Annotated in this window: 9 protein-coding genes and 1 pseudogene; 7 read left to right on the forward strand and 3 right to left on the reverse strand. The window is 40.4% G+C overall.

Annotated elements, in window-relative coordinates; genetic code table 11:
- The first annotated feature begins 260 nt into the window (after nucleotides 1-260).
- Nucleotides 261-1,244 carry a glutathione synthase gene (gene gshB, locus PN447_RS00695; protein ID WP_271760054.1) on the forward strand — a complete coding sequence of 328 codons (984 nt, stop codon included), beginning with the start codon at nucleotides 261-263 and terminating at the stop codon, nucleotides 1,242-1,244.
- A gap of 17 nt (nucleotides 1,245-1,261) precedes the next feature.
- A pseudogene (locus tag PN447_RS00700) lies at nucleotides 1,262-1,450 on the forward strand (RNA-guided endonuclease TnpB family protein); the annotation flags it as partial.
- Between the two features lie 397 nt (nucleotides 1,451-1,847).
- Here PN447_RS00700 and ftsZ read toward each other — a convergent pair.
- From ftsZ to PN447_RS00715, 3 genes are all read right to left on the reverse strand, one after another.
- Nucleotides 1,848-3,122, reverse strand: a complete 1,275-nt coding sequence (ftsZ, locus tag PN447_RS00705; protein WP_271760055.1) for a cell division protein FtsZ — start codon at nucleotides 3,120-3,122, stop codon at nucleotides 1,848-1,850.
- Nucleotides 3,123-3,520: 398 nt separating this feature from the next.
- Complete coding sequence (locus PN447_RS00710; protein WP_271760056.1) at nucleotides 3,521-4,369, reverse strand: cell division protein FtsQ/DivIB; 849 nt, start codon at nucleotides 4,367-4,369, stop codon at nucleotides 3,521-3,523.
- A 705-nt stretch (nucleotides 4,370-5,074) separates the two neighbouring features.
- A complete protein-coding gene (locus PN447_RS00715) occupies nucleotides 5,075-5,440 on the reverse strand; it encodes a hypothetical protein (protein WP_271760057.1) in 366 nt (121 codons plus the stop codon).
- A gap of 433 nt (nucleotides 5,441-5,873) precedes the next feature.
- Between PN447_RS00715 and PN447_RS00720 the strand changes: the two genes are divergently transcribed.
- From PN447_RS00720 to PN447_RS00740, 5 genes are all read left to right on the forward strand, one after another.
- Nucleotides 5,874-6,710, forward strand: a complete 837-nt coding sequence (locus PN447_RS00720; RefSeq protein WP_271733856.1) for a photosystem II manganese-stabilizing polypeptide — start codon at nucleotides 5,874-5,876, stop codon at nucleotides 6,708-6,710.
- Nucleotides 6,711-6,945: 235 nt separating this feature from the next.
- Nucleotides 6,946-7,191 (forward strand): hypothetical protein, encoded by a 246-nt coding sequence (locus tag PN447_RS00725; protein ID WP_271760058.1) that lies wholly within the window; start codon nucleotides 6,946-6,948, stop codon nucleotides 7,189-7,191.
- Between the two features lie 313 nt (nucleotides 7,192-7,504).
- Complete coding sequence (locus PN447_RS00730; RefSeq protein ID WP_271760059.1) at nucleotides 7,505-8,647, forward strand: VWA domain-containing protein; 1,143 nt, start codon at nucleotides 7,505-7,507, stop codon at nucleotides 8,645-8,647.
- A 19-nt stretch (nucleotides 8,648-8,666) separates the two neighbouring features.
- On the forward strand, nucleotides 8,667-11,903 hold the full coding sequence (locus PN447_RS00735) for a tubulin-like doman-containing protein (protein WP_271760060.1): 3,237 nt from the start codon (nucleotides 8,667-8,669) through the stop codon (nucleotides 11,901-11,903).
- A gap of 49 nt (nucleotides 11,904-11,952) precedes the next feature.
- Nucleotides 11,953-13,674 (forward strand): hypothetical protein, encoded by a 1,722-nt coding sequence (locus tag PN447_RS00740; RefSeq protein ID WP_271760061.1) that lies wholly within the window; start codon nucleotides 11,953-11,955, stop codon nucleotides 13,672-13,674.
- Nucleotides 13,675-13,703 lie beyond the last annotated feature (29 nt).

Genomic DNA, 13,703 nt, shown 5'->3' on the forward strand with positions numbered 1-13,703 from the left:
ACGACAGAAAGACAGCCAGTGATGGAAGTCTTGTAGGTATTCATGACAAGAACCATATTGCTGAGGAGCCGTATGAGGTGAAAATCTCACGTACGGTTTTGAAGACGAGTCGGTCAGGTGACTGACCGGCTTAGTTTAATCTAACAAATAACCTAGAGACGTGAGGTCTCGCGTCTCTAGAGATCTGGGAGAAAAAAGTATATTCACCGGCTCGGTTTGCTCAATAATTTAAAATAAGTCCCGGTGATTGAGGCAAACAATTGAAACTGGCTTTTATTATTGACCCCATCCATCAGCTTGACCCCTGTCATGATACCAGCATTGCTCTGATGGAAGCTGCACAAATCTTAGGACATGAAGTTTGGGTAACTCAGGCGAATCTACTGAATGTGGTGGATAGCAAAGCTTGGGCGATGTTACAGCAGGTGGAACTGGTTCCAATCCAGTTAGTGGAGGGAAGCTGGAGGGCGGTAAATCCTTGGTACAGGTTGAGCGATAGCTGTTTTACCCCCCTAGATACAATGGATGCTGTGTTCATGCGCACAGACCCACCTGTGAATGATTCCTACCTCTACGCTACTTATGTTCTGGACTATATCGACCAAGACAAAACTTTGGTGATTAATCGTCCTAGTGGTATCCGCGGGGCGAATGAAAAAATGTATGCTCTCCAATTTACTAACGCTATTCCAGAAACTATTGTCAGTGCTGACAAGGAGTTGATCCGGAAATTTGTTGAGGCTAAGGGCGCAGCAATTATTAAACCACTGGGTAATAAAGCTGGGGAAGGAATTTTATTTTTACAATCAGGCGATCGCAATTTCAATTCCATTGTTGAACTCAGTACACTGCGTGGTCGATTACCAGTAATGGTACAAACTTATTTACCAAAAGCTAAAGAAGGAGATAAGCGAATTATTCTGCTGAATGGAGAACCAATTGGTGCCCTCAATCGCCTTTCTAGCGGTAGTGATTTTCGTAATAATATGGCAGCTGGTGGTACTGTTGCTCCAACTACAATCACCCCCAGAGAGCATGAAATCTGTAGGGAAATAGCCCCAGCATTACGTCAAGATGGCTTAATTTTCGTGGGAATTGATGTCATCGGTGGTTATTTGACTGAAGTTAATGTCACCAGTCCCACTGGAATTCGTGAAATTGACCGACTAGATGAGACTCGCTTGGGTGAGCAGGTAATTTCATGGGTGGAGGAGACGCTCAAAACTCAAAAACCACATCAGTAAAGCCCTAACCAAGGCTTTACTTCCCGATGTGGAGTTTTGACCAGGGTGGTACTAACTGGTTAACAGGTGTTTCAACTCATGGTAAAAGCCTAATTGTTGATGGTCGTAAACTCAAATCAATGAATCAAGGTTATTGTCGCTTAGTAGCCAAATACAAACAAAATAAATCGGATTTTTATTGGGACTCTAATTTAGATAGAGTGCAGGATTAAGTAAATCATATCGTAAACGTTGCGTAGTAAGGGTTGGGACTGCGTAGCAACATCGGTTTAGAATCCCCTGTGTTTCACCGGGGGAGATGTCAAATTCAGGTAGATTGTAGCCAAGACTTAACACCCCTACCTACAAGGTAGGGGTTTAGCCCCATCCTCCAAGACCTCGCCAACCATAAATTTCCAGTTGCAGCCAGCTAATTGCATAAGTTTTTGAAAGCACTTCTATTAACTCCTGCTATAAGATAAATATGACTTTTAAGTGTTGCTGCACTTAATGTGTTATCTGGGGAACACTACTACTGTGTAAAAGTATTGTTTAGACACAAGCCATTGTCTGAGCCAACAATACTTTACTTTTTTCCTGATCTTTCTCGCCCCTTGCCTAAATTCATGGTTTACGCCGATTGCGGAGAAAGTCGGGAATATTCAGATCGTGGGGTTTTTCTTTATGGTTTGGTGCGGGGGGATTAACTGCAGGTTGCTGGGGTGTGGGACGTTTTGGAGTAGCTGTTACTCTGGCATTAACCACGTTTTGGCTTGTTGGTGTAGCTTGTACTTCACCGGTAAACCCAGTAGCAATTACAGTAATTCTCACCTCCCCCTGGAGCCTGTCATCAATCACCGCGCCAAAAATAATATTGGCATTGGGATCAACTACTTCATATATTGCTTCGGCGGCCGCATTCACCTCATGTAAGGTGAGATCACTGCCACCTGTAATATTAAATACAACCCCTCTAGCTCCTTCAATAGAACATTCTAATAAAGGCGAAGAAATAGCCGCGACTGCTGCTTCTCTGGCTCTTGATTTACCAGAACTCACACCTATCCCCATCAATGCGGATCCCGCGTCTGCCATGACCGCTCTAACATCGGCAAAGTCAACGTTTACCAAGCCGGGGATGGTAATAATATCGGAAATCCCCTGTACCCCTTGACGCAGGACATCATCCGCATAGCGAAATGCTTCTTGTACTGGCGTTTGTTCTGGTATGACTTCGAGCAACTTATTATTGGGGATAATAATCAAAGTATCTACTCTACTTTTTAGCCCTTCAATACCTTGTTCAGCTTGGCTGGTGCGGCGACGACCTTCAAAAACAAATGGACGTGTGACCACCCCCACGGTTAAAGCCCCCATTTCTTTGGCTACCTCCGCCACAATCGGGGCTGCACCTGTGCCAGTACCACCTCCCATACCGGCAGTGATAAATACTAAGTCGGCGCCTTCTAACGCTGTAGCAATTTCGTCTCTTGATTCTTCGGCTGCTTTTTGACCAATAGCAGGATTACCACCAGCGCCTAAACCTCGCGTGAGCTTTTGGCCAATTTGCAATCGACTGGGGGCACCTGCCAAAGTCAAAGCCTGGGCATCAGTATTGATTGACCAAAACTCTACTCCGGCGACATCAGATTCAATCATGCGGTTAACCGCATTTCCACCACCACCACCAACACCAATCACTTTGATATTGGCCACCCGACCCGGAACAATCTCCCCAATGCGGCTTTCTTCCATAGACATCTTTTTACCATCATAGTTTTGCCCAAAGTTCATCCCAGAGTTATTAAAAGGTTTGTTGGAATTAACTGCTAGGGGAAATCCCGGCTGTCCCAAAGATTGGGCTTTTTTATATATCAGATATTGGTTATTATCAAGCATTGAATTCAGAGTGGTAGATAAACGACTTTTTCAGGTATTTTTCCTCAAAACCTCCGTGTCTAGGAAGCCCTTGGCTAGAAAAATAATATTTCTCACCTAAGAGTCACCTATCGTTTGACACTGCCAAAATATATGGCGCTGTTCTTGATTGTGATGGCGATTCCCAACATTAACAAAATTGTAATTGCCTTGTCTGGCTCTGGGAAGAGGCTAATGACCCATTGCCTAAGGCTATAGGACATATAGGACAGCTAATTCTAGAGAACTATACCCAAATTTCCTGAAAATTTCTCTGTATAACTTCTAGTGAATATTTATTATCTTTACGGTTATATTGCTGATTTAGCGCATAATTACCTCTACTTTTTCTGGTTCATACTTGAGATTAGGAGATATTTCTAGGGATTTTCGGGGTGATCTTTGGCATTGATTTGGTTCATATGTACTAATGGAGATGCGGGATTTCTCAAATCAATGTACTTGATTTGACTAAAATCCATTTTTGCAGATAAATATCGCATTTGGGCGAGTATTTTGACTTTTCTGGTTAACTCAGGACTGAAAGCACCAATGTGTACATCTCCTAGTTGGGTTTTCAAAATTATATTGTTGGGATCTTGCCAATCAACCTCCATTATTTTCACGGGACTTTGAGTTAATAGTGGATAAACTTGACTCCAATAGGAGCGATACTGTTCTGGGGAACCAATAACTTTGAGACTCGGAAGTTTGATCTGGGGATGGAATAACTTGTATTTTTCTAAGGGCATCAAAACCCCATTACCATCTAATAAGCCCGCAGGGGAGTTTTGCCTTGGACTTTGAGAGGTGACCTTGGACACCGGTTGGAGTGTGATCGCTACGGGTACTCTTGGCTGTATTTCGATATTCAGTCCCGGTGGAAAAAGACGGCGCCGCACAGTTGCTTGTGCAATAGTCGGTTTTTCCTCTAAAGAGTTGGCGATCGCTTGGGGTTTAATTCGCCATAAAGACTGAGGATAGGATATCTCTAGTAATGACTCAATTGCCTCTGGGGAGAGTAATTGCTCACCTGATTTCACGATAATTTGCTCTTGAGCCTTGACTACCCATATGGGTTGGACAGCTACCCAAAACAAACCACCTGCTAAACCACTAATGACTACAGTGCGCCAAATCGCCTGAATTATTTTTACCCGATGCTGCCGACGTATTTGGTGACGGCGCTCGGATAAATCATTTCGGGAACCTGATACTGTGCCTGGCATTCCTTCCTCTTTATATTTGCGGTAAAAATTCGTGCTTGCGATCAGATCGTTTCTTTTACTTTCTTTTCCTTAATTAACCCTTGAGTATCTATGAATCTTTTGCCTCCATTTTTGCATTTACATCCGCTACACCAATATTCAAGCCAGTATTAAGCTTCAACCTCTGTGTCCCTTGATAGGTATGATTATCTATGTAGTACAAACACCACAAATGAAACTAATGCACAATATTGTGCCAGATATGAAATCTGGGAGCCGCTTCTCAATTAATCATGCCTAGTACATTGCTGGCTAAATATTCTCGAATATGAACATATGTTCCTAGGGGAGCGCAGATCCTTCAATTTCCGATCACCAGTTATTATTTTGAGATTGTTAATAACACTTATAAAGGGATACAGCCTTAGCGTCAATACTGTAACTTTCAATTTCAATGGGTAATGATTGTGGCACAGAAAAGTCAAAGCTTGGAATCCCCCGGCAAATACCGATATATTTTCGCCTTTAGCAGTTCTCCTGGGTAGTTTTAACTCTCTGCATTCTCCCTTGGGGTCAAACACTAACATCCGCTAGTGATGACCAAAGGAGCTTGACATTTTGACCACCTGCCTGATTCTGATAGTATTTAGTATATCTATGAGTTAAGAGTTATGAAGAGTAATGAAGTTTTTTAAAATCTTAAAAAACTGATTACTCTTTTGCAGATCACGAACTCAAGGAGCGATCGCTGTCCAACAAATCATCGTTATTTTCCGGTTCTCGATCATTCTCCATGGCAGCCTTGGGTAAAGTGGCTAAAAAGGTTTTCAGCCTCATGCGCTCAATGTAAGGCCAGCCTCCTTCAGATTCAATGTCTTTGAGTAAAGAGTAGAGCTTCTGGCGATTATCAGGCAAACTCTGTTGAAAAGCACCATCCCGGATATCTCGATGTAACTGTTCTAAATGACGCAACAAGCTCAAAAGAGCGATGGCATCTCCTTGAGAAACGCTAGCTACATCAACCACTGCTGTGGTGATGGCTTGCAATTTCTCAGATAACTTCCTGGATTCAAAACGTTCGCGGTTACTCATGGAACTATCTCCGTCTAAATGAGGCCTACTCAAATTTACCGAAGATTTTTAGCTTTCATTCCTGAGCAAAGGATAATCAGCGATGAGGAGCGCCGCCTGGCTTAACACGTGGGGGTCAGGGGCAGAGGAATTTATAGAGCCTCCGGTTTTCCAGATTACAGTCCACCATAGTTTATTATAAAAGACGGTCATCAACTCTAGCTCTGCCTCCCAGTCAGCTAAATGCAATCACGTATTTTTTGATCAGATGAGAGAGCTTTGATCTTGAGTTAAAAAAAATCGTATGATCTGGCTAATTTCCCTATAAAGCAATGGGCTGTATATTATGTAGTATACTCCTACTTTATAATACACAACCATTTGGGCAACACCGAAAATGCCATAGGCATTAGTTTTACAACTTAGATATTAATTTTTGAAATTGAGGTTGACCATGAGGTATCGCGCTTTAATTGTTGCATTCTTGGCTGTATGCCTGGGGCTATTAACCGCTTGCAGTGATGCTCCCACTGCTTCTAATAGTAGGGATTTACTGACTTACGAACAAATTCGTGGCACTGGTTTAGCTAATAAATGCCCCCAACTGGCAGAAACTAGCCGTGGTTCCATTCCGATTCAATCAAGCCAGTCTTATATCATCAAAGAACTTTGTTTGGAACCAACAACTTTCTTTGTCAAAGAAGAACCTGCTAATAAACGGCAAGTAGCAGAGTATGTACCAGGTAAATTGTTGACCAGATACACCTCTACTATTGACCAGGTACAAGGTGACCTAAAAGTCAACCCAGATAATAGCCTGACCTTTGTAGAAGCTGATGGTTTGGACTTTCAAGCCATCACTGTAAAACTCCCCGGTGGTGAATCAGTACCTTTCCTGTTTACCATCAAAAATTTAGTTGCTCAAACACAAGCTGGTTTGACCAGTATCAACACCTCTACTGACTTTGAAGGTACTTTCAAGGTTCCTTCCTACCGTGGTTCTTCTTTCCTAGATCCTAAAGGTCGTGGTATCGTCACTGGCTATGATAACGCCGTGGCTCTTCCTGCCCAAGCTGATGATGAAGAACTCACCCGCGCTAATGTCAAACGGATTGAAACTCTTGATGGCACAATTTCCCTACAGGTAGCTAAAGTAGATAACATTACTGGTGAAATTGCTGGTACTTTCGAGAGCGAACAGCCATCTGATACTGATTTAGGTGCTGGTGAACCTAAAGAAGTCAAGATTCGCGGTCTATTTTACGCACGGGTTGAACCAAATCGCGCCTAAATTACCCGGAATGCTTCGTAATTATTGACTGGATTATAAGACTTTACCCATTTGTTTCCCTTGATGTGAAAGCAAATGGGTTTTTTCTCGGCTGGTTTGCTCATCATATTCAAATCCATGAAAGTTCCAATCCCATCGTTAATCTGGAACAATATGGTATTGAAGTTGCGAGAATGGTAGGTAAAGAACCTGTTAATTCAGCATCCTCACATACTCCGGTCGAACCTTGTTAAAGATGGAAACTCAAAAAAAAATTGAATTTGCTGGTTTACCTCTAGCGGTTTATCGAGAAATCGCGGCTCATTTGCGTCAAATTGAAGGCGTACAAGTGGGTTTAATTCCCCAATCATCTTCCGAATTCGATTACAAGCAAAGTCAAATTGCTGGCTTAGAGATTTCTATAACATCCCATTTAGCTTCAGAAAGTCAGCAACGCCTAGAGGAAATTTTGGACTACTATCGCAACCGCTATGATATTTGATCGTAAAAATTTACTTCCCCATTTTCTCTGATTTGAAGTGACCCTAATCAGGGTCTTTTTTTGTACTTTTAGTTCTTGAAATAATAAATCTAACCCACATACCACTTTTATCACACAAAAGTCAATACTCCATAAGTGAGATTTCATAAATTATTTAGGGCTGGTAAAGTGTTAATTTAAGATTACTCGTGATCACAACTAAATATACGCATATACTATAATACACATAGCAGAATTACTGCCAGTCTCAAGATGAGGTGATTTCCTGCATAATGTGCAATAATTATTACATTATATTGGTGTGGCTGTCTCAGTGACTTTAACAAGAATTTCCCCCGGAGAAAAACTCACTCCTAGACAACAACTCGGATTAAATTTGGTCTCTCGGCTCAGTAGTGGACGAGATGTAATCTTGGCTATTGATTTAACAGAAAGCGTTGGCTTGAATGATCAAGCTCGGATTCGGTTGCGTCAAATAGTTCAAGACAGCATTCAACCGGGAGACTATATCTACATTGTTCCTTTCGCTAGGGATGTGGTGTTAGGAGAATTGACACCTAGTATTAATCCTTTGGGAGAACCGATTAAGTATATTGATAGAAGTGAGGAAAATATTGCACAACTATTGGAAAAAATTCCCTTAACATCTGATAGCAAGTATTACGGTACGGATATTCAGCGCGCTGAGTTAAGGGTTTATCAAGGTATTGCTCAAATTAATCATCATCGCCTGCAAAGAAGACAACTAATTAAGCCACAATCTGTTATTTGGTTAACTGATGCACCTTTATTTACAGAACCGGGAATTACCTCAGACATATGGATAGAAACCCCTGCTGATAGTGCATTGAGAATTGCTAATTCTCCAGAAAGTCAAGAGCGACAAGCTTGGATGGAAATATTACCCATGAACAAGCGATCGCTCTCCATCACAACAGGGGAAAATAAACCATATACATTAACTGTTGTTGATATTAAGCCGACAGTTCAAGAATTTTGCACACCAGCACCAGGTAATAGAGAAACTTGTTTAGTTAATCCCTATTTAAGGCAACAATTATGGCTCCCAGGTTTAATTTTACTTTTAATCATCGCTAGTTTATGCGCTTGGGGATATAAACTACACCGCTCACAGAAAAATTGGCAATTATCTATAGAAATTCCAGAACAAGAAGAACAAATATGTCGGTTAAAGAATAAGCAAAAAATCGCCATTGGTGAAGACGACGGAACTTATCCAGACTCTATCCCCTGTCCGGGTGGAGAGGTCCGAGCCTACTTAGAAAGACAGGGTGAGAGACTGTACTTAGTGCCATTAAATTCAGGCTTACCACTGATTCATTATAACGGCCGGGAAATTGCCTCCCGTACCCCCATCTCTGGGTCTAAATTTAGGCTCAATTGTCCAGATAATCGCCAACGCGATTATGAAATGAATATCCAAATCAAAAAATAGTCTATAGGGGAATATTTCTATGAACGCAGCCAGCAATGAACAACAATATCAAGGAATTAACCGCACAGTTTGTATAGGATTAGGTGGAACTGGTAGGGATGTTTTAATGCGAATTCGGCGCTTAATAGTAGACAAATATGGGGATTTAAAAAACCTCCCCATTGTCAGTTTTGTCCACATTGACACCGATAAAGCCGCCACTCAAGTCAGCGGTATTCGCACCGGTAGTATTTATCATGGTGTTGATCTGAGTTTTCAGCAATCAGAAAAAGTCACCGCTACCATGTCATCCAGAGAGGTGACTACCTTTGTTGAAGGGTTAGAAAGGCGTTCAGAATACAACGATTATGGACCCTATGACCACATTGGTAGATGGTTCCCACCCCAATTATTACGTAATATTAAAGCAGTAGAAGACGGTGCTAAAGGGATTAGACCAGTAGGAAGATTGGCTTTTTTCCACAATCACCAGAAAATACAATTAGCTATCAAGAACGCTGAAGAACGTACCAGAGGACACGAGGCTTATTTACTCAGATCCGGTCTGAAAGTAGAGCCGGGATTAAGTATTTTTGTAGTGGGTTCCCTGTGCGGTGGTACAGGTAGCGGGATGTTTTTGGATATTGCTTACAGTCTCAGACATTTTCATGGTGATCAAGGTGCTAGATTTTGCGGTTATTTAGTTATTAGTCCAGAACTTTATGGCAATGCTCCCAGCATGAATGCCAATACCTATGCAGCTCTCAAAGAACTAGACTACTATAACCGTCCAGGGACAAAATTTGAAGCTTGTTATGACATCCAAAATCCTGTATATGTGAGCGAAAAACGTTCACCCTTTGATTATACTTATCTAGTTTCCCATCAAACCATCGGCGAATATACAATCCTCAACCAAGGCAAATTATCCAACGTTATTGCTCATAAAATTTCCCTTGATTTTAGTAGTGAATTAGCACCAATCATTAAGGGTAACAGAGATAATTTTTTACAACACATTATTGATTGGGATAAACACCCCCGTCCTAATCCCCAGCGTTACCTCACATTTGGATTATCTGCCATTTATTTTCGCCGTGATGCTGTAGTCCAAATTTCCTTAAACAAAGTTGGGTTAGAACTGGTGAATTTTTGGCTGAATGGTAAAAGTCAAAGCCCAGATCCCCGTGATTTATTACAGCAATTTCTCCTAGAGTACCATTGGCATAATGACCTGGTTACTAGGGATGGTTTAATTACTAAACTAGCAGAGGGAGTGGAAGAATACAATAGTACATTTAACAACAGCATTATCACATGGAAAAATAAAATCAATAAGTTAATTAATGAGTGTGAAAATAAGGACGACAGAAATAATTTACGTCAAAGACTACCTAAAGAATTCCGCGAGCAATTCCGTAAAGTACAACCAGGAGAAACTGAAAGTACTAGAGGACAATGGTTAACCAAGTTAATGGAATTAACTCCTAACTTAACCAAACAACTCCAGAGTGATATTCATGATTATCTCACTCAGCTACTGACACCCAATAAGTCTAATTTTTCCCTCAAAAGTAGCCGTGATTGGTTAGATGCACTGCAACATGAGTTAAACGATTACCAACGGGATATACAAGCGTCTCTCAATGATTTTGCGAACATGAGAACACCTGAAGACGTAGATAGAGTCTGGGGTGAAACTGACCAGGTTCTTACAGATATCGAGGCTAAATTTGTCATCCCAAAATTTAATAATAAAAATCAAACCTTTCAAACAGAAATTAAAACGGCTTTGCAACAAGTTCAGAAAATTATCAAACATAACTTTGACTTAACTGTACGACAAGAAGCACTACGAGTTGTCAATAAACTGCAAACATATGTACAAGATAAAATTAGTCAAACTAGTGCTTTTGATAGCTTATTAAATGACTTAAAAAACATTTACGAAAGACAAGATAGAGAGTTACGGGATTTGAACTTTGATGAAATGAGTGGTGAAGCCATATTTGATGATGAAGACATCGAACGCTGTCACCAAACTATGTTACCTGTAGATGACTTACGTTCCCAGTTATCCCTCATCAGTTCAGAAATTACAGAACCCAGTGGTAGAGGAAAGTCTTTGACCAGTTTCTTAGAGAAGGAACGCACTACCCAAGAACTGCTACAAACGGAGATGAATTTGAGAATTGACAGTATGTTTGCTTCACGGGGTACTAATATTGTCAAATCGGTAATTAGGCGCTTCATGCAAAACTACTCAACCGCACGTTCAACCCGTTTAGCACAAATTATGGAAGAAGCTAAACCCCTATTACCACTGAGTTTGAGTGATCCCTATTTTTGGGATGATCCTGGTAAAACTAGTCAATTAGTGGGCTTTAAAGATACCGATGAATTAGAAGTCAGACAGTTTAAATCTTTGCTGACTACAGATTTAGGGATTTCGCCAACAGTCTTAAAATCCTTGCAAACTGAGGATGAGATTTTATTTGTCAATGAGTATGGTGGGTTTCCTCTGAGATTAATTAATAGTCTGGAAAGAATGCGTAACTATTACCTCAGGGAACAGAATTCCCGGAGCGCTTCTCTACATAATGATTACCGTGTGGTTTTCCCAGATATTATTCCACCAGATGCAGTGACAATAGAACAATTAGAAAATGTTTTCTATCCCTGTCTAGGTCTACAACTATTGCAGACCAACCCGCAAAATCAGCAGTTAGAGTTTACATATTATGATGGTTTGCGCGACTGTTACTCCACAGCTGCTCTCAGTTCAGAATGGGGACAGGCCTTAGAGGAACTGGCGAACCGTCAGGATATGAAATTAGCTTTGCAAGGTATTTTAGATCAGGAAATTTCTGCTATGGAAAGACAACCTGAACTGTGGAAAAGTGAATATTTACCCAAATTCAACAGCTTTGTCAATGAAGTTGACAAGTTACCACAGGAACATCCTAACTATCCTTACAGGAATGCATTAATTAACAATCAAAAAGGAACTAAAGAAGGAATTATTCTCAGGTTCCGCAGAAAAATGAATGATAAATTTAATTCCCCAACTCCAGAAAATAGTTTACCGCCAAGCTTAGATAGCAGAAGATCTCTTGTGGGCGAGATAGTAGATGGTGAATCGGTGCAATATACCGATACTGGGGCACAAATGCGGTTAGACTTAAAGAATTTACAAGACCTTTTAGGGGATGGCCTAATTACTCAAGAAGATTACGAGCGTCAAAAACAAAGAATCTTAGACCAATTCTTAAATTAATTTGGTTTACTCAGCATCCTCTCACACATTTCATAATCAGGGAAGTATCATGACATCAATACCAGGGGAATTAATTTTGGCTACGCTAGTGGTCATTGTTATACCATCCATACTTACTATCTGGATGCGCTGGAGTTTGTATAAGTATTTGCAAGATGTAGCCGAGAAAGTACAAAGACTAATTAATTATGCTCCACGAGGGGTACAACCCAAAATAATCAGCACACTAAAAAGCAGATTTGAAAAAGCTAGCAGCCAGTTAGATCAAGTTAATACAGCAGCATTAATCGACCAAGTTTATAGTCAAGAAAAGTTTAAAGGTTTTTCTATTGAACAAATAGAATATTTGTGCCGCATTATCCCCAATTTGCTCTTAGCTTTTGGGTTACTGGGTACTTTTTTTGGCATCACAATTAATTTATCTGCGCTGAGTGAAACCCTGAATAATACTGCTGCTTCTAATATTAATGATTTAGTAGGTCAAATACAACAATCATTATCTGGGATGAGTATTGCCTTTGTCACTAGTTTGACGGGATTGTTCTTTAGTGCGGCGCTAACAATAGTTAACTGGAAATTTAATACTAGCGCTCTTAAGTATCAGGTTATCAGTTCCTTAGAAGACTATTTAGATAATATTTACCTGCCTGAAGTTCAAGGTGATACTCGCCTTGATAAAATAGTCAATAGGATGGTAGAACAGCAGGATGAGTTTTTAACTAGATTTGGTGTGACTGTGCGAGATGCGGTGGAGAGTTCTATGGCTAAGGTCGCAGAACAAATAATCGCGGGGAATAGGCAAGCGACAGATTTGGCCAGACAAGTTTATGAAAAGTTTACAGAGTCAGCAGGTACTATATCTGCTGCTGCTCATGAGTTTGACATTGCGATTAATCAACTCAATGCTAAATCTCAGATATTTAAAGATGCTGCGAACATTTTTGCTAATAGTCAATTTCCTGAGAAGTTATTATCTGCGACTAATAATTTAACCCAGATAGAGGAGAGATTTTCTAACTCTGCTGGAAGTTTAGCTAGTACAACCACATCCTTTAATTCATTGGTAGTTCAACTGCAAGCACTGGGAGAGGAAATTAAGAGCATCAATCAAATCTCATCCCAAATATTAGATTTAAATCGCATTAATCAAAAGTCTCTGGGTGAGATTATACCTCAACTTAAGGAAGGTGCTGATAGTTTTGCGATCGCAGTAACCAGACTTGAGCAATTAGAAAGTAACCTCATGAATGAGTCTGCAAGTTTAGAGGCGATTTCCGGGGATTTACGAGATTTTATCCAGACAATAAATAATCAAGCTGGTAATATTTCTCAGGAAATGGTCAATGGCTTTGGTAAAGCTGTAACTATAATTGAACAATTAGAAAATAACCTGATGGATAAGGCTAAAGGTTTGCAGCAAATTACTATAGATATGCAAGGCTTCGTAGAAATTATCAATAAGCACGCTGGAACAGTTAATACATCTCTGGGTAATATATCTCAGCAAATAGATAGGAATTATAAAAACATATCACAGTTAATGAATAGTAGTAATTCTACTCTGGTTACAGAGTATCAAAAGATAGGTAACCTATTGGTGGAAGGTGTGAACAAACAAACAGCAGTAAATCAAGATATCAATGGGAATTTGCAAGATTGTATTCACCATCTCAATGATGCTAAACATGAAATTTATCGGTTACGAACGGAAGGAAAAAGCTCAACATTGAACCCTGAAGATAAAATCATAGATAATTTTACTCATACCTAAACTTTTGATTGGGATGACGCATTACAGAG

Origin of the sequence: Anabaena sp. CS-542/02 (assembly GCF_028331085.1) — a bacterium.
In the GTDB taxonomy this organism is placed as follows: Bacteria; Cyanobacteriota; Cyanobacteriia; order Cyanobacteriales; family Nostocaceae; genus Anabaenopsis; species Anabaenopsis arnoldii.